This window comes from Streptomyces niger (genome assembly GCF_000718305.1).
GTDB classification, from domain to species: Bacteria; Actinomycetota; Actinomycetes; order Streptomycetales; family Streptomycetaceae; genus Streptomyces; species Streptomyces niger.
Genome location: NZ_JOFQ01000011.1, coordinates 438,278 through 462,877, shown reverse-complemented (window position 1 = coordinate 462,877; position 24,600 = coordinate 438,278). Strand labels below are relative to the sequence as shown.

At 72.9% G+C, this 24,600-nt stretch carries 16 protein-coding genes and 1 other RNA gene; 10 read left to right on the top strand and 7 right to left on the bottom strand.

What is annotated here, in order from left to right:
• Positions 1–63: 63 nt before the first annotated feature.
• On the top strand, positions 64–2,307 hold the full coding sequence (locus IF20_RS22980; protein WP_324605591.1) for a bifunctional glycosyltransferase/CDP-glycerol:glycerophosphate glycerophosphotransferase: 2,244 nt from the start codon (positions 64–66) through the stop codon (positions 2,305–2,307).
• Positions 2,308–2,387: 80 nt separating this feature from the next.
• Here IF20_RS22980 and IF20_RS22975 read toward each other — a convergent pair whose 3' ends face one another.
• From IF20_RS22975 to IF20_RS22950, 6 genes are all read right to left on the bottom strand, one after another.
• Entirely contained in the window at positions 2,388–3,296 is a 909-nt protein-coding gene (locus IF20_RS22975) for a class I SAM-dependent methyltransferase (protein WP_052867131.1), read from the bottom strand.
• Complete coding sequence (locus IF20_RS22970; RefSeq protein WP_052867130.1) at positions 3,293–5,635, bottom strand: bifunctional glycosyltransferase/CDP-glycerol:glycerophosphate glycerophosphotransferase; 2,343 nt, start codon at positions 5,633–5,635, stop codon at positions 3,293–3,295. The genes IF20_RS22975 and IF20_RS22970 overlap by 4 nt, the downstream gene beginning before the upstream one ends.
• Before the next feature lie 151 nt (positions 5,636–5,786).
• The gene (locus IF20_RS22965; RefSeq protein ID WP_052867129.1) at positions 5,787–6,671 is read right to left on the bottom strand and encodes a carbohydrate ABC transporter permease; all 885 of its coding nucleotides are present in this window, start codon (positions 6,669–6,671) and stop codon (positions 5,787–5,789) included.
• Positions 6,668–8,017: a carbohydrate ABC transporter permease gene (locus tag IF20_RS22960; protein WP_052867128.1), complete on the bottom strand. Its 1,350-nt coding sequence runs from the start codon at positions 8,015–8,017 to the stop codon at positions 6,668–6,670. The genes IF20_RS22965 and IF20_RS22960 overlap by 4 nt, the downstream gene beginning before the upstream one ends.
• A 4-nt stretch (positions 8,018–8,021) precedes the next feature.
• Positions 8,022–9,362 (bottom strand): ABC transporter substrate-binding protein, encoded by a 1,341-nt coding sequence (locus IF20_RS22955; RefSeq protein WP_052867127.1) that lies wholly within the window; start codon positions 9,360–9,362, stop codon positions 8,022–8,024.
• Between the two features lie 183 nt (positions 9,363–9,545).
• Complete coding sequence (locus IF20_RS22950) at positions 9,546–13,700, bottom strand: FHA domain-containing protein (protein ID WP_052867126.1); 4,155 nt, start codon at positions 13,698–13,700, stop codon at positions 9,546–9,548.
• 538 nt (positions 13,701–14,238) lie between these two features.
• Here IF20_RS22950 and IF20_RS22945 point away from each other — a divergent pair.
• The 4 genes from IF20_RS22945 (at position 14,239) to IF20_RS22930 (ending at position 19,942) form a co-directional block, all read left to right on the top strand.
• Positions 14,239–15,960, top strand: a complete 1,722-nt coding sequence (locus IF20_RS22945; protein ID WP_052867125.1) for a serine/threonine-protein kinase — start codon at positions 14,239–14,241, stop codon at positions 15,958–15,960.
• A 251-nt stretch (positions 15,961–16,211) separates the two neighbouring features.
• Entirely contained in the window at positions 16,212–17,486 is a 1,275-nt protein-coding gene (locus tag IF20_RS22940) for a serine/threonine-protein kinase (RefSeq protein ID WP_052867124.1), read from the top strand.
• 149 nt (positions 17,487–17,635) lie between these two features.
• Positions 17,636–18,748: a peptide chain release factor 2 gene (gene prfB, locus IF20_RS22935; protein ID WP_052867123.1), complete on the top strand. Its 1,113-nt coding sequence runs from the start codon at positions 17,636–17,638 to the stop codon at positions 18,746–18,748.
• 339 nt (positions 18,749–19,087) lie between these two features.
• Positions 19,088–19,942: a hypothetical protein gene (locus IF20_RS22930; RefSeq protein WP_324605590.1), complete on the top strand. Its 855-nt coding sequence runs from the start codon at positions 19,088–19,090 to the stop codon at positions 19,940–19,942.
• A gap of 157 nt (positions 19,943–20,099) precedes the next feature.
• Here IF20_RS22930 and IF20_RS22925 read toward each other — a convergent pair whose 3' ends face one another.
• A complete protein-coding gene (locus tag IF20_RS22925; protein ID WP_052867121.1) occupies positions 20,100–20,300 on the bottom strand; it encodes a hypothetical protein in 201 nt (66 codons plus the stop codon).
• Between the two features lie 307 nt (positions 20,301–20,607).
• Here IF20_RS22925 and ftsE point away from each other — a divergent pair, with 307 nt between their 5' ends.
• From ftsE to ssrA, 5 genes are all read left to right on the top strand, one after another.
• A complete protein-coding gene (gene ftsE / locus IF20_RS22920) occupies positions 20,608–21,297 on the top strand; it encodes a cell division ATP-binding protein FtsE (protein WP_030614506.1) in 690 nt (229 codons plus the stop codon).
• 32 nt (positions 21,298–21,329) lie between these two features.
• Positions 21,330–22,241 (top strand): permease-like cell division protein FtsX, encoded by a 912-nt coding sequence (gene ftsX / locus IF20_RS22915; RefSeq protein WP_052867120.1) that lies wholly within the window; start codon positions 21,330–21,332, stop codon positions 22,239–22,241.
• 67 nt (positions 22,242–22,308) lie between these two features.
• Positions 22,309–23,532 (top strand): S41 family peptidase, encoded by a 1,224-nt coding sequence (locus tag IF20_RS22910; RefSeq protein ID WP_052867119.1) that lies wholly within the window; start codon positions 22,309–22,311, stop codon positions 23,530–23,532.
• An 18-nt stretch (positions 23,533–23,550) separates the two neighbouring features.
• Positions 23,551–24,066, top strand: a complete 516-nt coding sequence (gene smpB / locus IF20_RS22905; protein ID WP_052867118.1) for an SsrA-binding protein SmpB — start codon at positions 23,551–23,553, stop codon at positions 24,064–24,066.
• A 156-nt stretch (positions 24,067–24,222) separates the two neighbouring features.
• Positions 24,223–24,593: a transfer-messenger RNA gene (gene ssrA / locus IF20_RS38075) on the top strand.
• The last annotated feature ends 7 nt before the right edge of the window (positions 24,594–24,600 follow it).

Here is a 24,600-nt window from a genome sequence, read left to right as displayed (position 1 = left end):
CGAACCGAGCGGAGCGTAATCACCTGACTACGCTGCTGCTGCACCGTGCGTACCGACCCCTGGATGGCCATGCCCCGCTTCAGCGTCATCGTCCCCGCCCGCGGCGTGCAGGGATTCCTGCGCCACTGCCTGGACTCCGTGCTCACGCAGTCCCCCCAAGAGGTCGAGCTGATCGCCGTCGACGACTGTTCGGACGGCGGCGACGGGGCGATCATCGACGCCTACGCGGCCACCGACCCGCGGGTCGTCCCGGTACACCTGACGCGCCCCGGCGGCGTCGGCCCCGCCCGCAACGCCGGCGCCCGCCGCGCCACCGGCGAGTACCTCCTCTTCCTCGACGGCGACGACTTCCTCACCCCCGGCGCGCTGGCCGCGGCCGACGCCCGGCTCCGGGCCGCCGGCGACCCCGACGTCCTGCTCTTCGACCACGACCGGCTCAACGTCTGGGAACAGCGGCACGCCAGCGACGACCGGGAGTTCCTCGAAGCGCACGCCGACACCGTCTTCACCGCCGAGGACGTGCCCGCATGCCTGACCGTGCAGCCCGCCGCCTGGAACCGCGCGGTCCGTCGCGACCTGTGGGAGACGCACGGCTTCGCGTTCGCCGACGGCCCCTACGACGAGGTGCCCGTCGTCTTCCAGACGCTGCTGGCGGCCGCCCGGATCGCCTGCCTGGACCGGGTCTGCGTGACCTGGCGCAAGCGCCGCAAGGGCAGCGCCTCCACCGTCCCAGGGCGTCACCACTTCGCGGTCCTCGACCGGTACGACGCACTGTTCCGCGTGGTGTCCGGGACGGGGCTCGGCGGCGGCGTCGAGACCGCACGCGACGTCCTGTTCGCGCACGCCGCGGACCGGCTGCTGCGCATCATGGACGACGACGGCCGGGTACGCCCCGGCGACCGGCCCGACTTCTTCCGCGAGCTGGGCCGCGTCCTGCGCCGCCACCGCCCGGCCGACGCCGAACTGCCACCCCACCTGAACTCCTACGCCGTCTACCGCTCCCGGCAGCGCGCCGGAACGCTGCGGCACCACACCGTCAAAACCCTGCGAGCCCGCCGCAACCGCACGGCACGCAGCGTCTACCGCCGCTACTACGCCCTCCAGCTGCGCCGCCCCGTCGACGAGAACCTGGTGGTCTACGCCGCGTACTGGAACCGCGGCGTGCTCTGCAACCCGGCCGCGATCCACGCCAAGGCACGCGAGCTGGCGCCGCACCTGCGGGGCGTGTGGCTGGTGGACCGCAAGCACCGCGACGACGTGCCGCCGGGCGTGCCGGCCGTGACGGTCAACTCCCGCCGGTACTGGGAGGTGATGGCCCGCGCCAAGTACCTCGTCAACAACGCCAACTTCCCCGCCACCGTCCACAAGCGCCCCGAACAGGTCTACGTCCAGACCCACCACGGCACCCCGCTGAAGAAGATGGGCATGGACCTGCGCCGCCACCCGGCCGCCGCCCAGGGCGTCAGCTTCCTCCGCATGCTCGACCACGCCGACCAGTGGGACTACTGCCTCTCAAGCAACCCGCACTCCACCGAGGTGTGGCAGCGCGTCTACCCCAGCGACTACGAGACGCTGCCCACCGGCTACCCCCGCAACGACGCCTACTTCACCGCCACCGCCGAGGACGTCCGCCGGATCCGGGCCGAGCTCGGCATCGCGCCGGGCGCCACCGCGATCCTCTACGCACCCACCCACCGCGACTACGAACGCGGCTTCCATCCGCCGCTGGACCTGGAACGGCTCGTCGACGCGCTCGGCGAAGGCCACCAACTGCTCGTCCGCACGCACTACTTCTACGGCGCCGACTCCCGACTCGCCGCACTGGAGGAGGCCGGCCGCATCCTGGACGTCTCCCGGCACCCCTCGGTCGAGGAACTGGCCCTGGCCTCCGACGCACTGCTCTGCGACTTCTCCTCGCTGATGTTCGACTACGCCAACCTCGACCGGCCGATCGTCGTGCACGCCGCGGACTGGGAGGCCTACCGGCACGCCCGCGGCGTCTACTTCGACCTGCTCTCCGGCGCGCCCGGCGACACCCCGGGCCACGTCGCGGGCGACGCACAGGAGATCGCCGACGTCTTCCACTCCGGCCGCTGGGCGGACGACCGCTCGGCGGAGCTCCGGGCCGCGTTCCGGGACCGCTTCTGCCCGTACGACGACGGCTTCGCCGCCGAACGCGTCGTCCGCCGCGTCTTCCTCGGCGAGGACGAGCTGCTCCCCGTCGTGCCGGCCGCGGACCGCACCGTCGCCCCGCCCCCACGCGAGGCGGACCCCGGCGCGGACGAGGCGGCCGACGCACGGACGTGAGGGCGCCCCGTAAGGGGCGCGGGGAACTGCGCGACCGGCCACAACGGCGCCGCGGTCGGTGAACTGCCCGCGCGGGGCAGCTACCGCCCCCGCTGACGCGCAGCAACGATCACCTTGGTGACGACCGGCGGCAGCACATTCACCGCAACCCGCCGAAGAGCGCTCCGGCGCTGCCGCCCCGCACCGCGCGAAAGCTGCGGCGCATCACGCCGCACCCGGTATCGCGACACTGGATGCGCCGGCTCATCGGCCCCCTTCGCCGAAAGGCGAATCAGCGGCTGCCCGGCCACCTGCTGCACCTCGTGCCACAGATCATCGCGCCCGGCGAGCCACGCCAGCAGCTCGCCGCGCACCGGCTCCGGGTCACCCCAGGTGCCGTAGAACTTGGTGCCGGTGATGCACAGCGGCTTCAGCCCGCCGGTGATCACCGCCTCCCAGGTGGCCGCGGCCACGCCCGGACAGTGCTCGGCGCGGTAGTCGTCCAGCACGACCACGCCGTGCGGGCGCAGCAGGTCCCGTACGGCCAGGATGTCGCCGTGTACGTGCTCGTACAGGTGCGAGGCGTCGATGTGCGCGAAGCGGCAGCTGTCGTCCGTCACGTGCGCGCGGATCACCGAGGACAGGCCCTGCACGATGTGCGGCAGCTCGTCGTGGAAGGCGAGGTAGTTGGCCTCGAAGGCACGGCGGGTCAGCGTGGCGTAGGACTTCGCCATCTCCTTGGAGTTCGAGGCGTCCTCGGCGGGGGAGTCGAACAGGTCGCAGACCGTGAAGCGGTCCCCGGCCCGCAGCCGGTCACCCATGAAGATCGCGCTCTTCCCCATGTACACGCCGAGCTCCAGCAGATCGCCCGGTTCCCCGACCCGTTCCTGACGGGCGAGGAACCAGTCGAACATGAGCTGATCAGCGGTGAAGAACCACCCCTTGACGTCGGCCAGCCGGGTGGGTCGCGGGAGTTGTTCGGCACTCTGGTCTGCGGTGAGGGCAGTCATGTGCGGTCCGTCTCCAGACGGTCGGGGGTTTCGAGGGCGACATGCGGCGCGTGTGTGGTTGTGGGGCCGGGTGCCGGCTGCGGTACCGCGAGGCGGCGGGCCCGCTCGGGAGGGGGCGCGGGCCGTCGCTCGTCGAGGGGCACGGCTCGAGGGGGCGCTCCCTCGTCCCCGAGGAACACACGGCGTACCACGCGTTCCGCGGCGTGGCCGTCATCGTAGGGGCAGAAAAGTGAACGGAAGGTGGCCCGCAGAGCGGCCGAACGGGGACCGCGCCATGCGGGACTCGCGAAGATTTCGATGAGCTCGTCCTCGCTGCGCGCCACCGGCCCCGGTGGGTGCCGGAGCAGGTCGAAATAGGTGCCGCGGGTCGCCCGGTAGGTCTCCCAGTCGTCGGTGAGCAGCACGAGGGGCCGGTCGAGGTTGACGTAGTCGAACATGAGCGAGGAGTAGTCGGTCACCAGGGCGTCCGACGCCAGGCAGAGGTCCTCCACGCTCGGGTGGTCGCGCACGTCGATCACCCCGTCGCCGGGTGGCTCCTGCGGGGCGTCGGCCGCGTACGGCGGGCCCTCCAGCGAGGCGAAGTGCGGTCGCACCAGCACCACGAAGCCGGGGCCGAGCTCCCGCACCAGTCGCCGCGGGTCCAGCGCGGGCCGCCGGGACCGCCGGTGGTCGCGGTGGGTCGGCGCGTACAGGATCGCGGTGGCGGACGGCGGGATGCCCAGCTCGGCACGGATGCGCAGCACGTCCTGGGCGGTCGCGTGCTGGAAGCGGTCGTTGCGCGGCCGGCCGTACTCCAGGGTGGTGTATGCGGCGGGGTAGACGCGTTCCCAGGTGAGCGTGGCGTGGCGGTTGGCGGAGAGGCTGTAGTCCCAGTTGTCCACGGCGCGCAGCAGCCGCGCGAAGTCGGTGTCCCGGGCCGCGGCGGGCCGCTCCTGGAGGTCCAGGCCCATGTGCTTGAGCGGCGTGCCGCGGTGGGTCTGCAGCAGGACCTGGCCGGGCCGCTTGACCAGCCGTGGGTCGAAGTTCACGTTGTTGACCAGGTATTTCGAACGGGCCAGCGCGGTCCAGTAGGCGGCGGAGCCGGGCCGCAGCCACCGGACCCCCGGCGGCACGGTCTCCTCGTACCCGGGAGCCGCCACCCACGCCGTACGCATCTGCGGCCGCAGCTCGCGCAGCTTGGCCTCGATGGCGGCGGGGTCGCCGGCGTACTCGCGGTGCCAGTGCGCGGCGAACACCGCGTGATCGGGCCTGACCGGCAGTCGCCGCTGGAGCCCGTAGTGGAGGCCGAGCGCGGCCCGCGTGCCCTGCCGCAGCAGTCCGCGGGCCGCCCGGCCCACCGTCCGGCGCAGCCGCTGCGCCCCCGCCAGCAGCCGGAAGGGGCGGTGCCAGCCCAGCCGTACCAGGGCGTGCCGGACCCGGATGCCGAGCCGTGGCGGGGGGCCGCCGGGCTCCGCGGCCGGCGCGGGACAGCGGTACCGGCGGCAGTGCGCGGCGGCCCGCCGGAAGAACTCGGCCCGGCTGTCCCGCGGCAGCCGCCCCGGCGCCGTGTAGACGGCCGTGAGGTGGTCGGTCATCCGGCGGACCATGAGCGGCCGCCAGCGGGCCAGGTCGGCGCGGGAGTCCAGGAACGCGAAGACCCGGTCGTACTGGTCGAAGATGTCGAAGTGGCCGCGGCCCGTGGTGCGCAGGATGCTGCCCCGGCGGCGCTGCCGGTAGTGCACGCAGACCCGGTCCAGCACGGCGAGCGTCTCCGCGGTGGCCAGTGCCGGGAACGTCCAGGGCAGGTCCTCGTAGTAGCCGGGCGGAAAGGTGAGCTGCTGCCGCTGGACGAAGTCGCGGCGGTAGGCCTTGTTCCACACCACCATCAGCAGCCGCAGCAGTGCGGGCCGGTCGGTGAGGGGGAAGACCTCCGGGCCGCGCTGCGCGAGGAGGTGCGCGTACTGGTTGCGGGTGGCGGTGCCGGACCAGGAGGTGCGGGCGTAGTCGTAGACGAGGACGTCCGGGGCGCCGGTCGCGGCGAGCCGGGCGGCGATCGCGCTCAGCGCGCCCGGGGTGAGGGTGTCGTCGCCGTCCAGGAAGAGCAGGTAGTCGCCGCGGGCGCGGGCGATCCCGGCGTTCCGGGCCGGGCCGAGGCCGGTGTTGACGGGCAGGTGCACCGGCCGTACCCGGTCGTCGCGGCGGGCCGCGTCCCGGATGAGGTCGCCGCAGCCGTCCGGCGAACCGTCGTCCACCGCGATCAGCTCTAAGTCCGTCCAGTCCTGGCCGAGGACGGACTCCAGGCACTCCGGCAGGTAGGCCTGGACCTGGTAGGCGGGGACGATGACGCTGAACCGTGGCAAGAGAGGGCACATCCATAGATCGGCGACCTGCTGCGCTGTCGGTCAGCGATCGTTCCCGGCTCCGCCGCGCCGGCATGCGGCGCGGCGGCCGGTTGCGCCCGGGTGGCTGAGGAGACGCACTCGTACGAGTGAGTGCGGCCCGTGCGGTGGACTACTTCACCGCGCCCGCCATCACGCCGGACACGAACTGCCGCTGGAAGGCGAAGAAGACCGCCAGCGGAATGATCATCGAGATGAAGGCGCCGGGCGCGAGGACGTCGATGTTGTTGCCGAACTGGCGTACCTCCTGCTGGAGCGCCACGGTGATCGGCGGCTTGCCGCTGTCCGCGAAGATCAGCGCGATGAGCAGGTCGTTCCACACCCACAGGAACTGGAAGATGCCCAGCGACGCGATGGCCGGGCCGCCCAGCGGCAGCACCACCCGGGTGAACAGCCGCAGCTCGCCCGCGCCGTCCAGCCGGGCCGCCTCCAGCAGCTCGCGCGGGATCTCGGCGAAGAAGTTCCGCAGCAGGAAGACGGCGAACGGCAGGCCGAAGGCGGTGTGGAAGAGCACCACGCCGGCCGTGGTCTCGAAGAGCCCGACCGCGCCGAAGAGCTTGGCCACCGGGATCAGCGCGACCTGTACCGGGACCACCAGCAGGCCCACCACGACCATGAACCAGACGTCCCGCCCGGGGAAGTCCAGCCACGCGAACGCGTAGCCGGCCAGCGAGCCGATGACCACCACCAGTACCGTCGCCGGGACCGTGATCAGTGCGGTGGTCAGCAGCGAGTCCATGATCTTGGCGTTGCCCAGCAGGTTCCCGTACCCCGTCAGGGTCAGCTGGGCCGGCTTGGCGAACACCTCCCACCAGCCGCTCTCCGCGACGTCCGCCGGATCGCGCAGCGAGGAGATCAGCAGGCCGACCGTCGGCATCAGCCAGAACAGTCCGACCAGGATCAGGAAGACCCGCAGCGCGCCGCCGCCGGTACGGGCCGCGAGCCGCGCGGCCAGGGACTGCCGGGCGCGTACCGCCCCGTCGGCCACCGCCGTCATCGCTGCCGCTCCTTCCGCAGGCGCCGGATATTGACGATCAGTACCGGTGAGACGAGGACCAGCAGGAACACCGCGATCGCGGAGCCGATGCCCTGGTTCACGTCCGTGCCGAAGGACGACTGGTACAGCTGGAGGGCGAGTACGTTCGCCTCGTCCTGGCTGGCGCCCGGCGCGATGATGTAGACGAGGTCGAAGATCTTCAGCACGTTGATCATCAGGGTGACGAGGACGACCACCAGGACCGGCGCCAGCAGCGGCACCGTCACCCGGCGGAAGACCTGCCACTCGTTCGCGCCGTCCACCCGGGCCGCCTCCAGCAGTTCCCGGGGCACGCTGGCCAGGCCCGCGGCGATCAGCACCATGGCGAAGCCGGCCCACATCCATACGTAGCTGCCGATGATCGCGGGCGTGACCAGCGTCGGGCCGAGCCAGTCGACGCCGTTGTACGCCTCGGCGAAGTTCGCGGCGGGCAGCCGCAGGTGTGCTCCCTCGGCGCGGGCGGGCAGCGCGTAGGTGCCGTCCGCCGCGGTGGTCGCCGTGGCGACGACCTTGCCGTCCTTGACCGCCTGGACCGTCAGGCCGGCCAGCGCCTTCTCCTGCTCGTCGATCTTGTCGGGAGTGCCGCCGCCCCCGCGCGTGAAGTCCAGCCAGGCGGTGCCGGTGATCTGCCCGGGGCGCGGCGTCGCCGGCTTCGCCCGCTGTGCCGACCTCACGTCGTCCGGCTGTACGGCCACCAGCGGCAGGCCCACGGCGGTGCCGGTCCTGACCGTCGTCTTCGTGGTGAACGACCCGCCGCCGGAGGCCTTGAGATCGGCGTTGGGCCGCGGGTTGGCCCCCGGGTACGGCGCCGGCTCGGCGAAGGTGTCGTGCACGCTCACCCACACCGCGTTGGCCACCCCGCGCTCCGGGTCCTGCTCGTAGACCAGCCGGAAGATGATGCCGGCGGCCAGCATGGAGATCGCCATGGGCATGAAGACGATCAGCTTGAACGCGGTGCCCCAGCGGACCCGCTCGGTCAGCACGGCGAAGATCAGGCCCAGCGCGGTGGCCACGGTCGGCGCGACCACCACCCAGATGACGTTGTTCTTCAGCGCCGTACGGATCCGCTCGTCGGCGAAGAGCTCCCCGTAGTTGTCCAGCCCCACGAAGCCGCTGCCCGGCGCGTCGAAGAGGCTGCGCCAGACGGAGTATCCGATCGGGTAGACCACCAGCGCGCCGAGCAGCAGCAGCGCCGGGAGGAGGAACGCGCCCGCGATCCACGGGCGCGTCCCCGTCACGCTCTTGCCCGGCTTCTGCGCGCTCCCGCCGGACGCCTGCGCGGCGGCCGCGGTGCCTCCGGAGGCCATGGCGTCAGTTCCCGAACGATTTGGCGGCGTCCTTCTCCAACTGGGCCTGCGTTCCCGCGATGTCCTTCGGGTTCTTCAGGAAGTCCTGCAGGGCCTTCCACTCGCCCTGCCCCGGCTTGCCGCCGAAGGACGCCGGGGCCTGGTCGGACATGTCGAAGCGGAAGTCGTCACCGGCAGCCACCAGCGCCTTGCCGATCTCCTTGAACACCGCATTCGGGTACACCGAGGGGTCCAGCTTCTTGTTGGCGGAGACGAACCCGCCCTGCGCCGCCCAGATCCGGGCCGCGTCCGGTGAGGCCAGGAACGTCAGCAGCGCCTGCGAGGCCTTGTTGTCCTTCAGCGCCACCGCCACGTCCCCGCCCGTCACGACCGGGGACTCCTTGCCCACGGCCGGGAAGGGGAAGACCTTGGCGTCCGTGCCGACCTTCGCCTTGGTCTGGCCGATGTTGGCCGCGGCGAAGTCGGCCGAGGAGACCATCGCGGCCTTCGGCTCGTCCTTGAACGTCTCCGTCACCGACTGCGGGAACGCCGTCTGCAGCGCGCCCGCGTTGCCGCCCGCGAGGAGGCCCTTGGCGCCGAAGAGCGAGCCGAGGGTGGTGAGCGCCTGCTTCACCGACGGGTCGGTCCACTTGATCTCGTGCTTGGCCAGCTGGTCGTACTTCTCCGGCCCGGCCTGCGAGAGGTAGACGTTCTCGAACCAGTCGGTGAGCGTCCAGCCGTCCGCGCCGCCCACCGAGACCGGCTCGACGCCGGAGTCCGCGAGCGTGCGCGCGGTCTTCAGGAAGCCCTTCCAGTCCTTGGGCTCGGACACCCCCGCGTTCTCGAACGCCTTGGTGTTGTACCAGACCAGCGACTTGTTGCTGGCCTTGAAGTACACGCCGTAGCTCTTGCCGCCGTAACTCCCCAGGTCCTGCCAGCCCTTGGAAAAGTTCTTCGACAGCTCCTTCTTCGCGGCCGGGCCGAGCGGCTTGACCCAGCCCTTCTTCGCGAACTCCTGGAGCACGCCGACCTGCTGGAGCATGGCGACGTCCGGCGCGCCGCCGCCGGCGACCTTGGAGCCGATGAAGCCGGCCATGTCGTCGCCGCTCGGCACGAACTCCACCTTGGCGCCGGTGCGCTTCTCGAACTCGGCCAGGACCTTGGTGAAGTTCTCCCGCTCGGGGCCGGTCCACACGGCGGTGACCTGCAGCGTCTGCCCGTTCAGCTTCGGCAGCGAGACGGTGGGTTTTCTGTTGGTGCTGTGCTCGCCCCCGCTGCCGCCGTCGCTGCCACCCCCGCAGCCGGTCAGTGCCAGCGCGCCCACCGCGACAAGTGCCGTTGCCGTACGAAGCGTTGCGTGACGCATCCGTCGCCCTCCCGTTCGCCGTGCGACAGTCCTACCGGCGCCGGGAAGCCCGAGCAAGAGTGCGTTCGACTGCAACGCACCGTCGTGACCGGGCCGTTACCACGGCGGGTAACCCGCCTTTTCCGTACGGCGACCTATTCGTTGCACGGTTGCACGTGAAGGTGTCCACGGTGGCGCGGGAGGCTACGACACCGACTTCGCCGCCTTCTGCAGCGCGCTCGCCAGCAGGGCCAGGTCGGTCGGGCCGTTGCCCAGCTCGCGCAGCGGGCGGCGGGCCGGTGGGTCGCCCATCCGCTGCCATTCGAGGGGCACGACCGTCGGCCGCAGCGTGGACGTCCGGGGTATCCGGCCCGTCACCCGGCCCGCCTGGAAGGGCGTCGCCGAACCGTCCGCCGCCCGGAACAGCCGGCCGCGCCCCACGGGCAGCGGCTCGGCCGGGTCGACGGTCTCCGTGGACAACTCCACGCGGAGCCCGGCCCGCTCGGCGGTCGCGGTGGCCGCCGTACGGTCCGGATGGCCGGTCGTCGCGATCAGATGGACCCCGAGCGCGGCCCCGTCCCGGGCGACCGCCTCCAGCGCCCGCACCACGGAGCCGGCGGCGGGCCGGCCCGTACTGCCCAGCGCCGGGGCGACCAGCGCGTCGAAGTCGTCGACGAGCACGAAGAGCCGGGTCATCGGCGGTACGGCGGCGAACCCGTCGGCCCTCGGAGCCTCCGCTCCCTCCGTGCCCTGCGTGCCCTGCGTACGCTCCCTCGGGCGCAGCCGCAGCGTGCTGGTGGCCGGCGCGTCGAGCAGCCCCGACCGGTCGGCGCCGCTGTCGTACCCGGTGGCCCCGGCGGCCGCGGCGGGCGCGGCGGAGGTCGCGCCGCCCGCCGTCGCCGTACGGCCCTCGGCGGACCGGCGCGGGCCGATCACCCGGGGTGCCGCGAGGTGCTTCGCACGCCACTCCGCAAAGCCCGTGTCGCCCAGTATCTCCGCGCGCCGTTTCAGCTCCGAGGACAGCGCCTGCGCGAACTCCCGCATCCGCACCGGATCCGAGGCCGCCAGATGCGCCGTGACGTGCGGCAGGTCCGTACAGAGCCGCAGGCCGTCCCCGCGCTCCGTCCCCGCGCCGTCGACCAGCACCAGCGAGAGCCGGTCCGGGCGGTCGGCCGCGGCGAGCGAGGCGGCGATCGAGCGCAGCAGCTCGGTCTTGCCCGTGCCGGGGCCGCCCTCCAGCAGGAAGTGGCAGCCGTCGGCGGCCGGGTCGGCGTGCACCGGGCCATGCGGGCCCGCGCCCAGCACCGCGGGCGCCGAGGGCTCCTCGCTGTCCGCGGTGGCCGCCCAGCGGGCCATCAGGGAGGCGGGCGTGGCCCGGGCGAGCCCCATCTCGTCCAGCAGCCGGGTGGTGTCGGGCAGCGGCACCGCCGTGCGCGCACCGCGGCCGGCGCGCACGGACTCGGCCTCGCGCAGCGGCGCCAGCGCCCGCGCGAACCGCTCGGCCCAGGGCAGCGACACCGCGTCCACGGTCGCGACCGTGCCGTTCGTCCCCGCGCCGTGCGATCCGGCGACGCTCTGCGGGACGCCGTTGACGGCGATGCTGCCGGTCACCGCGGCACCCTGCGCGGCGGGGGCCAGCGGGGCGAGGGGCTGCACGACGCGCAGCGCCGTGGCCACGTCACCGCTGAGCACCGCGACGGCCCCGCACTCCCCGAAGGCGGGGGACGCCGTCCGGGCCGTCTCGTACGTGGCGGCCAGCGGATACACCGGCGACGCCGACGGCGTCTCGGCCAGCGCTAGTACGTGAATGCCGACCGACGGGCCGCCCGCCGCCAGCCGCGCCACGGTCTCCCGCAGCCCGGACGTGCCGGGGTCACCGTCGGCGATCACGAGGGTGTACGGGCCGTGGTGCCGGGTCGCCGCCGCGGCGACCGCCGACCGCTCGGCGCTCGCCCAGCCGGGTCCGAGCGGGCCGTCGTCCAGCCGGCGCACCAGCTCGGTGGTGCGCGCGGCGACCTGGTCCTTGTCGTAGGCCAGCAGCAGCCGGCAGTCCTGGGCGTGCGCCGGGCGGACGTGCGGCAGCCAGCCGAGCCAGGACCACTCCTCCAGGCGCTGCGCGGTGGTGCGCGTACGGTCGGCGGCGAGCAGGACGATCTCCAGCGTGCCCGGCGCGTGCAGCGCGGCGAGCTGGGCGACCGCCGACCGCGCCAGCCCGGCGAGGCGGGGCCGCGGCCCGGCCATGCCCAGCGACCCGGCCGAGCGCAGCCCGACCGTGACCGGCACGGCGGCCCGGCCACCGGCGCGGTCGGCGGTGCCCAGCCGGACGGCCAGCGCGTCCGGATGCTCCGCGTCCCGCTCCCACAGGCGGGGGCCGGGGCCGAGGGCGGTCAGCAGGACCGTGGCCGCGTCCGGCCAGCGTTCGTGCGCGGCCGGATCCCGGGCGTCCGCCGCGAGCGGACCGGGGACGTCGGCGGCCGGGACCTGCGCCGCGGCGCCGTACCCGCCGGCCTCCCGGGCGGCTTCCTCGTCGGCGGCGGACTCCACCGTGCCGCGCCCGCCGGCCAGCCGGCGCGCCCACGCGCTCAGGCCGCCCCGGCGGGTCGCCTTGCGGGACGGGGACGCGCCGGCGTCGGCCTCCGGATCGGCGTCGGGCTGCGCGAACGGGCCCACCAGCTGCTCCCGGCCGCCGTGCGTGGCCGCTGACCGCGGATCGGGAGCGGGGGGTCCGGCCGGGGCCCGGCCCTCGTGCCCTTCGCGTGCCGTCGGCCCGCCGTGGGCGTCCGGGCGCGGGGCCCCGCCGTGGGCGTCCGGGCCTGTGCCGAACCCGGCGGCGGTGGCCGGGGTGCCCCGCACGGGCGTGCCGCGCCGCCCTGCGGCGGGGTTCCGGGGGCCGCTCTGACCGGCGGGGGCGCCGTCGGTGGGGTGGCCGTACGCGTCCCCGGCCGGCTGCCCGGGGTGCGCGCCGTAGGTGTGACCGTGCTGCGCGCCGGGGTGCTGCTGTCCGTGCTGTGGTGCGTGCTGCTCTTCGGGGGCGGTCGGCGCGTACCGGTCCGGATTCGGGCGGCCTGCGGCGCGCGCGTCGGGGGCGTACGCCGGGGTTTCGGCGGCGTAGGCCTCGGCGCCCGGCGTCCCGGCTTCGTACGTCCTGGCCTCGTACGACCCGGGCGCGGGAGTGCTCCCGCGCGGTTCGGTGCCGGGCGTGCTGCCGTACGACCCGGTGCCGGGCGTGCTGCCGTACGACCCGGTGCCGGGCGTGCTGCCGTACGACCCGGTGCCGGGCGTGTTGCCGTACCGCTCGGTCCCTGGAGCGCCGCCGTACGGTCCGGCCGCGTGGCGGTCGTCCGGTCCGGTGGTCGGCTGCCGTGTGCCGTACGGGGCGGCCGTGGCGGAGGGCCGAGCGCCGTAGGCGTCCGCCGGGAACGCGCCGTACGCACCGGCCCCGGCGGTCCCCGCTCTGTACGGGCCCGCCGCGCCGTGGACCTCCTGCGCCGAACCGGAGCCGGCCGCCGGGCCCGCCGCCGGGCCCGCCCCGGAGGGGTACCGCCCGCTGCCGTACGAAGCGCTGGTCGAAGCGGTGTACGGGGCCGCGCTCCGGGCGCCGTGGGAGAGGGCGGAGCCCGCGGCGCCGTACGGGGTCACCGGGCCGCCGGGCGACGGGTGGTGCTCCTCGCCGGACGGGGCGCCGCCGTCCGCCGGGTGGACGCGCAGCCGGCCCTCGCCGTCCGGGGTGGCCGGGAGCGTGGCATCGGGGGAGGCGGGGGAGGGCTGCAGGCGGAGCGCCGACTCGCCGATGCGGAGCAGCGCACCCGGGGGCAGCGGCGCCGGGTGGTCGTCGATCTCGGTGCCGTCGACCGCCGTGCCGTTCGTGGAGTGGAGGTCGGCCACGGTCACCGCGCCGTCCGGAGCCACCGTGACCGAGCAGTGCATCCGGGAGACGTCGGGGTCGTCCAGCGGCACGTCGGCGTCGGCGGAGCGGCCGATGCGGATCTGGCCGCCGTGCAGCAGATGCACGCCGCCCGCGTCCGGGCCCGAGACGACCCGCAGCCGGGCGGGGCCGGCGGGCAGGCCGTGCGCCGGCGCGGGCCCCGGGCTCTGGAGGGAGAGGACCGCGCCGTCTATCAGAGGCGGCTCGCCGAGCGCGGCACGCTGGAGGTCGAGCCGCTCCTGCCCGGCGTAGAGCACGACGGGGCCGCTGCCGGCGCCGGCCCCGCCGACGTCGGCGCCCGCGCCCGCGACGGCCGCGGCGAGGCTGCTGGCCACCGCCGAGAGCGCCGTGCCGGCAGGGGCGGTCACGAGCACGTCGCAGGCCCGAGTGGAGTGGCCGCTGCGCGGCCCGAGGACGGTCAGCCGGATCTGCATCGCCGTCAACGGTCCCTTCCGCCCGGCAATGCGGCGGGGACCGACACCTCCCCCCACCGCGCCCGGACACGTCGGCACGTACAAGTCCAAGTCCGCGTGCATGCGCACGCCGCACGCCGCGGCGCAACGCCCCCGTTTCCCGCCACTGCCGTGCTGGAGAGCATCCTCGCACCTGCCACCGACAACAGGCGGGGCGACTGTCCTTCAGTGATCTTGTTCGGTCACCCATGTGTGCAAAAGTGGCTGCTTGCGACCCATGATCGGCCAAAGATCGTCCACTGAACGGTCAGTGATCGGGGTAGGGAGCAACCATCCGTCCGGAACGGGCGTCTTTCCGAGGAGCCCCGCCGGGTCCCTTACCGGACGACCCGGACGGAACGCCCCGGACCACGGGATCCGCCCGGCAGCGGCCGCGGAACACGGCACTATGGTGGGGCGGACGGGGCCGTCCGGTACACCGGAGTGGCCCACACACCCCACAGACCGACAGACAGCGCAGATCAGGCAGCTGCTCAGTGACGACCAGGGAGCGCATGACGTGCGGCCGGTAGGGAGCAAATACCTGCTCGAGGAGCCGCTCGGACGCGGCGCCACGGGCACCGTCTGGCGTGCCCGCCAGCGGGAGACGGCGGGCGAGGAAGCCGCCGTCGCCGGGCAGCCCGGCGAGACGGTCGCGATCAAGGTCCTCAAGGAGGAGTTGGCGCACGACCCGGATGTGGTGATGCGCTTCCTGCGCGAGCGCTCCGTCCTGCTGCGGCTCACCCACCCGAACATCGTCCGGACCCGTGACCTGGTCGTCGAGGGCGACCTGCTCGCGCTGGTCATGGACCTGGTCGACGGCCCGGACCTGCACCAGTACCTGCGCCGGAACGGCCCGTTCAGCCCGGTGGCGGCCGCGCTGCTGACCGCGCAGATCGCCGACGCGCTGGCCGCCAGCCACGCCGACGGCGTCGTGCACCGCGACCTCAAGCCCGCGAACGTCCTGCTCGCGGGGGCCGACGGGGCCGCCGAGATGCACCCGATGCTGACCGACTTCGGCATCGCGCGCCTCGCGGACTCCCCGGGGCTGACCCGCACCCAGGAGTTCGTCGGCACCCCCGCGTACGTCGCGCCGGAGTCCGCCGAGGGCCGCCCGCAGACCTCCGCCGTGGACATCTACGGCGCGGGCATCCTGCTGTACGAGCTGGTCACGGGCCGGCCGCCGTTCGCCGGCGCGACCGCGCTCGAAGTGCTGCACCGGCACCTCAGCGAGGACCCGCAGCGCCCCGGCAGCATTCCCGAGCCGCTGTGGACCGTCATAGAGCGCTGCCTGCGCAAGCGCCCGGAGGAGCGGCCCAGCGCCGAGAACCTCGCCCGGGGCCTGCGCGTCGTCGCGGCCGGCATCGGCGTGCACGCCTCGCCGGCCGAGGCCGAGGCCGCGCTCGGCGTCGCCGCCCTGCTCGCGCCCGACCCGGCGCCCGCGCCGGTCCCCGACACCGGGGCCGACGGCGGTGGCGGCGGTAACGCCGACCCCACCCAGGTGCTGCCTTCTACCGGCGCCGGCGGCGGTGCGTACGACCCGTCCGCCGCGACCAACGTCCTGCCGACCACCGGCGCCGCCGCGGCCGGTGCCGCCGCGGGCGCCGCTGCCGCCGGCTTCGGCGCCGACTCCGGGCGCGCCCCGGGCGACGGCGACCCGACCCGCGCCATGCCGCCCGTACCGCCGGGTCCGCCCGGCGGCGACCCGCAGCAGCCCGAGGGGCCGCACCCCTGGGAGAACCAGCTGCGCGCCGCCCGGGACCGGAACGAGCAGACCCAGGTCCAGCAGTACCTGAACCCGGACGAGGACCCGCTGCGCCGCCGCCCCCAGCGCCGGCCCGCGCAGCCCCCGCCCCCGCAGTACCAGCAGCAGCCGCAACAGCCCCCGCAGTACCGGCAGCAGCCGCCCCCGTACCAGCAGCAGCCGCAGCCGCAGCGCCGGCAGCCCCCGCCGCAGCGGTACGAACCGCGGCCGCCGGCACCGGAGCCGCGCCGCCGCGAGCGCGAGCCGCGCCGGCGCAGCGCCAACCCGGTGCACATCCCGGGCCTGGGCTGCCTCAAGGGCTGCCTGATCATGATCGTGCTGATCGTGGTCGGCTGCTGGCTCATCTGGGAGCTGACCCCGCTCCAGGAGTGGATCGGCCAGGGCCGCAGCTTCTGGAACCAGATCAGCCAGTGGTGGACCGACATCTCGGACTGGGTGTCGACGATCGGCGAGGCCAAGAAGTCGTTGGGCCAGTAGCCGCCCTCCCGTACGCGGACCCGTTGGCCGCCACGGCTCCTCCGGAAGGGCGCTGTCGTAGATTTGTCGACATCCCGGGAGATTTTCCGGCGGAGAAGTGGCGGTTGACGGCGTCCGGGGCGCCGAAAGCGCCGCGGCCCGCGTAGTTTTGTCGCCAGCATCGGCCCCGCGCACCCCGCGTCCCGGGCCGCGGCCCCCGCGCATCCGCGCCGCGGGCCGTCACCTGTCGGACAAGACCCGTCGGAGCAGTCTTGGCACGGAAGATCGGCAGCCGGTACACCGCCCACCAGATCCTCGGTCGCGGCAGCGCCGGCACGGTGTGGCTGGGCGAGGGCCCCGAAGGGGCCGTGGCGATCAAGCTGCTGCGCGAGGACCTCGCCTCCGACCAGGAGCTGGTCGGCCGCTTCGTGCAGGAGCGCGCCGCGCTGCTCAGCCTGGACCACCCGCACGTGGTCGGCGTCCGCGACCTGGTCGTGGACGGCAACGACCTCGCGCTGGTCATGGACCTCGTCCGGGGCACGGACCTGCGGACCCGCCTCGATGCCCAGCGCCGGCTGGCCCCGGAGGCCGCGGTCGCCATCGTGGCCGACGTCGCCGAGGGGCTGGCCGCCGCGCACGCCGCGCGCATCGTGCACCGCGACGTGAAGCCCGAGAATGTCCTGCTGGACATGGAGGGCCCGCTCGGCCCCGGCGGCGCCCACCCCGCCCTGCTCACCGACTTCGGCATCGCGCGCCTGGTCGACTCCCCGCGCCGCACCCGCTCCACCCGGGTCATCGGCACCCCCGACTACCTCGCCCCTGAAATCATCGAGGGCCTCCCGCCCCGCGCGTCCGTCGACGTGTACGCGCTGGCCACCGTCCTGTACGAGCTGCTCGCCGGCTTCACGCCCTTCGGGGGCGGACACCCCGGAGCGGTGCTCCGCCGGCACGTCACCGAGCGGGTGGCGCCGCTGCCCGGCATCCCGGACGAGCTGTGGCAGCTGCTCCTCCAGTGCCTGGCCAAGGCCCCCGCCTCCCGGCTCCGCGCCCCCGAGCTGGCGGCCCGGCTGCGCGAGATCCAACCGTCCCTGGCGGGCATCCCGCCGCTGGACATCGACGAGCCGGAGAGCGAGGAGGAGGCGGACGAGCCGGCCGCGGCGCCGGAGACGGCGCGCGAGGACGGCGACCCGTACCACCCCGCGCCCGAGGAGGGAGGCCGGGTCCGCGGAGCGGTGCCGCTGGTCCACGGCGCGGCTCCCGACTCCAACCGGGACACGCATACGAGCATGCGGGTGCCGGGCCCGGACGAGCTGGCCGGCGGGGCACACGGCACGGCCCGCGCGCCGCGCGCCGCGGGCGAGCGCCGGGCAGGCTCGGCCCGGCACCGCTCGGGCCCCGAAGCGGTACGCAAGCGCCGGATCCGCCTCGGCGTCGCGGCGGGCGCCCTCGTGGTGGCCGCGGGCCTGGGTACCTGGTTCGCCACCGGCGACGACGCCCCCGACGACGCCCGCCCCGGTACCCAGCAGTCCTCACCCGAGGTGCCGTAGGACACGCGCCCCGAAAGGGGCGCGGGGAACTGTGCGAGCGACCGGGACGGCGCCGCGCGCGCCCACCGTCCGGTCCGCCCGGAGGCTGCGAGAAGAGGCCGGAGACGGCCAGGGCTCAGGTCGGCTCTCCCAGCCGTTAGGCTGGAGTCGTGGCAGTCGTCGATGTATCCGAAGAGCTGAAGTCCCTCGCCTCGACCATGGCGTCGATCGAGGCCGTCCTCGACCTCGACAAGATGAGGGCCGATATCGCTGTGCTCGAGGAGCAGGCAGCGGCCCCCGACCTCTGGGACGACGTGGAGAACGCCCAGAAGGTCACCAGCCGGCTCTCCTACCTCCAGGGCCAGCTGCGCAAGGCCGAGGAGCTGCGCGGTCGGGTCGACGACCTCGAAGTGCTGTTCGAGCTGGCCGCGGACGAGGGTGACGCGGACACCCGCGCCGAGGCGGAGGCCGAGCTGACCGCGGTCCGCAAGGCCGTGGACGAGCTGGAGGTGCGTACCCTCCTGTCCGGCGAGTACGACTCCCGTGAGGCGGTCGTGAACATCCGCGCCGAGGCGGGTGGCGTGGACGCCGCCGACTTCGCCGAGAAGCTGCAGCGCATGTACCTGCGCTGGGCCGAGCGGCACGGCTACAAGACGGAGCTGTACGAGACCTCGTACGCGGAAGAGGCCGGCATCAAGTCGACCACCTTCGCCGTCAACGTGCCGTACGCCTACGGCACGCTCTCCGTGGAGCAGGGCACGCACCGCCTGGTCCGCATCTCCCCCTTCGACAACCAGGGCCGCCGCCAGACGTCGTTCGCCGGCGTCGAGGTGCTCCCGGTCGTCGAGCAGACCGACCACATCGAGATCGACGAGTCGGACCTGCGGGTCGACGTGTACCGCTCCTCGGGCCCCGGCGGCCAGGGCGTGAACACCACGGACTCCGCGGTCCGCCTGACGCACATCCCGACCGGCATCGTGGTCTCCTGCCAGAACGAGCGCTCGCAGATCCAGAACAAGGCCACCGCCATGAACGTCCTCCAGGCGAAGCTGCTGGAGCGGCGCCGCCAGGAGGAGCAGGCCAAGATGGACGCGCTCAAGGGCGACGGCGGCAATTCCTGGGGCAACCAGATGCGTTCGTACGTCCTGCACCCGTACCAGATGGTCAAGGACCTGCGGACCGAGTTCGAGGTCGGCAACCCGCAGTCGGTGCTGGACGGCGACATCGACGGCTTCCTGGAGGCCGGCATCCGCTGGCGCAAGCAGCAGGAGCAGCAGAGCTAGCGCAGCTCGCGCCCGGCACACCAACGAGCAACCGTCGCCCTCGAGGCGGCGGTTGCTTTTCGTTGTGGTGATTTGGTTACAGTCGTACGCCGCCGACCCCCGCAAAGCATGGCAATACGGTCATCCGCTCTTTATTTGACCTTGACGATCCGTTGGGATCTGAGAAGGGTAGGGCGCGGCATGCGTATGTCTGGGGCGCGTGTGAAACGGGGATCTGAGGTAACCGCCTGCGAGAGACGGAGCGGACTCGTGTCCCGCATCGGCCGTTGCCCCGCACAGCGATGCCCCAATGACACATGTAGCTACTGGGGGTAGCACTAGATGACCAAGAAGACGCGCGTGCGTGTGGCACGTGTTGCGGCCAGCGCCGTGATCGCGGTGGGTGCTTCGCTGACGGTGACGGGCGTTGCTTCGGCCGCTCCGGCGGACGGCGAGACCTCGAGCGACGGCGGCATCATCGGTGGCCTGATCGGCGGCATCATCGGCGGCGGTGACGGTGGCCAGGACAACGGCGGCCAGGACGGCGGCCAGGACGCCGGCGGCCAGGACGGCGGCCTGATCGGCGGCGGCGACGGCGGCGAGGACAACGGCGGCGCCATCGGTGGTGGCGACGACAACGGCGGCCAGGACAACGGCGGCGCCATCGGTGGCGGCGACGACAACGGCGGCGCGATCGGCGGTGGCGACGGCGGCGACGGCGGCTCGGACGACGGTGGCGCCATCGGTGGTGGCGACGACAACGGCGGCCAGGACAACGGCGGCCAGGTCGGCGGCGGCGACGGCAACGGTGGCCAGGTCGGCGGCGGTAACGGCGGCGACAACGGCAACGGTGGCCAGGTCGGCGGCGGCAACGGCGGCGACCACGGCAACGGTGGCAACAACGGCGGCGGCGACAACGGTGGCGGCAACGCCGGTGGCTCCGACAACGGCGGCGACACCGGCCCCGGCCCCGACAACGAGGGCCAGACGCCGGTCGAGCAGCCGGGCGACTCCAAGGAGGACATCGCCAACACGCCGGGTCAGGCGCAGGACACCCCGCAGGGTGGCCAGCAGCAGGCCGGTGGCGAGCTGGCCGAAACCGGTTCGTCCGGTACCACGTTCCTGCTCATCGGTGCCGCGACGATGATCGCCGGCGGCGTCGGCTTCCGCATGCTGCCCCGCCTGATCAACAAGGGTGGCGCGGCCGCGGCCTGAGGCCGTGACGTGACTCCGTAGCGAGTCACACAGCGCGACAGCCGCACAGCGCAACAGTCACACAGCGCAAAAACAGCACAAAAACAGCACAAGAGAGGGCCCGGCGCGGATTCCGCGCCGGGCCCTGGTGCGTCCTGCACAAGATCAGTCGGGGACTTCAGGCCACCCGCTCGCACAGCAGGCCCACCGCGACCAGCGCCACCAGCAGCGCTATCAGCGCAGCCGGGGTGACCTGCGCGAGGAGCCCGGTCAGGCCGCTCTGCTGCTGCAGTCGCTCCCTGCTGGCCCGGCACACCGGGCAGCGGCCCTCGCTCACGGGGGCCGCGCAGTTGGCGCACACCAGCCGGTCGTACGTCATGCGACCTCCTTCTCACCAGCTCCAACGCGCGGGCCGGCGCATTGGTTCCCTCTTCTACTGTGCCAGCTCGGCCGGACATCGGCGCGCCTACCGGAATCCTCCCAGCACACGGCGTATTCAGGCCGTCCGTGAGCTCTCGACCGGAGCCGGAATGTGCTCGTTTTGTCCCCGTAGGTGCCGTGAATAAACGCACCAAGACCGGACGCCGACTGCGCCGCGGCTCGTGCTTCGCGTATGGTCACGCTCACCGACGGGAGCCGCAACACGGCAAACCGTGCCCCCTACCCAGGTCGACCGTGGTGCATCAGTGATCCGATTCGACAACGTCTCCAAGACCTACCCGAAGCAGAACCGCCCCGCGCTCCGGGACGTCTCGCTCGAGATCGAACGAGGCGAGTTCGTCTTCCTGGTGGGCTCTTCCGGCTCCGGCAAGTCCACCTTCCTGCGGCTGCTCCTCCGGGAGGAGCGGGCCAGCCACGGTGCGGTGCACGTACTGGGCAAGGACCTCGGGAAGCTCTCCAACTGGAAGGTCCCGCAGATGCGGCGCCAGATCGGGACCGTCTTCCAGGACTTCCGCCTGCTGCCGAACAAGACCGTCGGGCAGAACGTCGCGTTCGCCCTGGAGGTCATCGGCAAGCCGCGCGGCCAGATCCGCAAGACCGTGCCCGAGGTGCTCGACCTCGTCGGGCTCGGCGGCAAGGAGGACCGGATGCCGGGCGAGCTGTCCGGCGGTGAGCAGCAGCGCGTCGCGATCGCCCGGGCGTTCGTCAACCGCCCGATGCTGCTGATCGCCGACGAGCCGACCGGCAACCTCGACCCGCAGACCTCGGTCGGCATCATGAAGCTGCTGGACCGCATCAACCGCACCGGTACGACGGTGGTCATGGCCACCCACGATCAGCAGATCGTCGACCAGATGCGCAAGCGGGTCATGGAACTCGAAAAGGGCCGGCTCGTACGCGACCAGTCGCGCGGCGTGTACGGCTACCAGCACTAAGCGTGTACGGCCCCCAGCACTGAAAGGACGCCATGCGCGCCCAGTTCGTCCTGTCGGAGATCGGCGTCGGTCTCCGCCGAAACCTCACGATGACCTTCGCCGTCATCGTCTCCGTGGCTCTCTCGCTCGGCCTCTTCGGCGCCTCGCTGCTGATGCGCGACCAGGTCAGCACGATGAAGGGCTACTGGTACGACAAGGTCAACGTCTCCATCTTCTTCTGCAACAAGAACGATGCCGACTCCGGTGCCAACTGCGCCAAGGGCGCGGCGACGACGCAGCAGAAGAACGACATCCGCGCCGAGCTGAACCGGCTGCCGATCGTCGAGAAGGTGAGCTACGAGTCCAGCGACCAGGCGTACAAGCACTACAAGGAGCAGTTCGGCGACACGCCCGTCGCGGGCCTCGTCACCCCCGACCAGCTGCCGGAGTCCTTCCGGGTCAAGCTGAAGGACCCGACCAAGTTCGCGGTCATCAAATCGGCCTTCAGTGAACGGCCGGGCGTCCAGGAGGTCCAGGACCAACGGGACACCGTCGAGCCGCTGTTCAACCTGCTCAACGGCATGAACATCGCCGCGCTGTGCGTGATGGGGCTGATGCTGGTCGTTGCGCTGTTGCTGATCGTCAACACCGTCCGGGTGTCGGCGTTCAGCCGAAGGCGCGAGACCGGGATCATGCGCCTGGTGGGCGCGTCCAGCTTCTACATCCAGATGCCGTTCATCCTGGAGGCCGCGATCGCCGGCCTGATCGGCGCCGCGTTCGCGTGCGTCCTGATCGTCGGCGGCAAGTTCGTTCTCGTGAACAACTGGCTGGCGGAGAAGATCCAGGTGATCAACTTCATCGGCTGGGACTCCGTGGTGGCGGTCCTCCCGTTGGTCCTGCTCATCGGTCTTCTGATGCCGGCGCTCGCCGCGTTTTTCGCGCTCCGCAAGTATCTGAAGGTGTGAGTTATGCCAAGAGCGCCGTACGGGCAACTGCCCGTACGGCGCTTCTTTCTGGCCTAGACTCACCGGCATGTCGGGCCGATTGCACTTTGTCCGGCCCCGCCGCATCCGCCGCGGGGCGGCCATGACGTTGGTGATCGCGAGCGTGCTCGGAACCGGCGCAGCGGCCGGCACCTGGAGCGGCGAAGACCCGGAAGGGGCGGCGCAGCGCATACCGGCGCGGACCGTCGCCGACGGCCGGGCCGCGGCGGACGGCACCGCGGACCGCGAGGCCGTCGAGGAGGCCGCCGCCGAGGCCGCCGAGTCCGGCAAGTCCGGTAGCCAGGCCGCCGCCGACGTGGTCAGCCGCAGCGGCGACCGCTGGTCCACGGTCTACACCGCGGGCGAGTACGAGGACTTCCGGCGCGAGCTCGACGGCGAGTACGTCGGCGTCGGCCTGTGGCTGCGCCAGGGAGCGGACGACCGCGTCGTGGTCTCCCGGGTCCGGCCCGACAGCCCCGCCGCACGGGCCGGCATCGCGCCCGGTGACGACCTGCTCGCCGTCGACGGCCGCACCACCCGCCACCGCCCCGTCACGGACGTCGTGGCCGGGCTGCGCGGGGACGCCGGCAGTACGTCGAAGCGCGCGGGCGGCGCGGCAGCGCCCGGCACCCCCGTCGCCCTGAAGCTGCGGCGCGCGGGCCAGGACCGGTCGGTGACGCTGCACCGCGCCCGGCTGCGTACGGCGAACGTCACCGTGGAGCGGCCGGCCGCGCCCGGGGGCATGACCCGGATCAAGGTGGAGGCGTTCGCCAAGGGCACCGGCGAGGAGGTGCGCGAGGCGGTCCGCTCGGCCCCGCCCGGCGGCATCGTGCTGGACCTGCGCGGCAACACCGGCGGCCTGGTCGGGGAGGCGGTCACGGCGGCCGCCGCGTTCCTCGACGGCGGCCTGGTCGCCACGTATGACGTGCGCGGCAGCCAGCGCGCGCTGTACGCCGACCGCGGCCGGGCCACGAAGTCGCCGCTGGCCGTGCTGGTCGACGGCGGCACGATGAGCGCGGGAGAGCTGCTGGCGGGGGCGCTGCAGGACCGCGGCCGGGCGGTGGTGATCGGCTCGCCGACCTTCGGCAAGGGCTCGGTCCAGATGCCCAGCAAGCTCGCGGACGGCTCGGTCGCCGAGCTGACCGTCGGCCACTACCGCACGCCGTCCGGTCGCGGCGTCGACGGCCGGGGCATCAAGCCCGACATTCCCGCCGACGACCGCGCGGAGAGCCGGGCCAGAGCGGTAATGAGTGGCCTCGGAGGCGGGTCGTAGTGCGAAAATGGCCGCACTATGGCTAAGGCGAACGCGAAGACGAAGGCGAAGCGGCAGGCCGCGGAGGCCGGGCGCAAGCTCATCGCGCAGAACAAGAAGGCGCGGCACGACTACCTCATCATCGACACCTACGAGTGCGGCCTCGTGCTCACGGGTACGGAGGTGAAGTCGCTGCGGCAGGGGCGGGCTTCGCTCGTGGACGGTTTCGTCCAGATCGACAACGGCGAGGCCTGGCTGCACAACGTGCACATCCCGGAGTACGCGCAGGGCACGTGGACCAACCACGCGGCGCGCCGGAAGCGGAAGCTGCTGCTGCACCGGGTGGAGATCGACAAGCTGGAGTCCAAGTCGCAGGAGACCGGGCACACGATCGTGCCGCTCCAGCTGTACTTCCTGAAGGGCCGCGCGAAGGTCGAGATCGCGCTCGCCAAGGGCAAGAAGGAGTACGACAAGCGGCAGACGCTCCGTGAGAAGCAGGACCGTCGCGAGGCGGACCGCGCGATCTCGGCGGCGCGCCGCCGGCAGCGGGCCTGACCTGGTGGAAGGACCCGGCCGGGGCCCTCGGGAATATGCTGGCACGGTGCCACGTTGTTCCCGTACGATGGCAGACGTAACCCGCTGGACGGGGTGCACGGTCTCCGCGGAAGCGGCGGCCACCGTTGAGCTGGTTCTTAATTGAATAGAGAACATGGGGATGATCGGTTTCGACAGCGGATGTCGAAGCAGGGGAAGCGTGTCGAGGAAGCGGCAATGATCTCGTTAACCATGTGTCGCAACCAATAATCGCCAACACCAAGCGCGATTCCTTCGCCCTCGCTGCCTAAGTAGCGACCTGCGAAGTGTCAGCCCGGGGATGATCCCGACCCGGATCCTGGCATCAGCTAGGGGTCTTATCCACTGAGCCCGGTCACGGGGTTCTGTGGAGACATCACACAGTGACTGAGCCCGTCGGAGACTTGTCCGCGTGATCTCCGGGGCCGAGAAAATCGCAGCGGACTGCACACGGAGAAGCCCTGATTCCGCACCGTTGGACGCGGGTTCGATTCCCGCCATCTCCACCGACCGGAG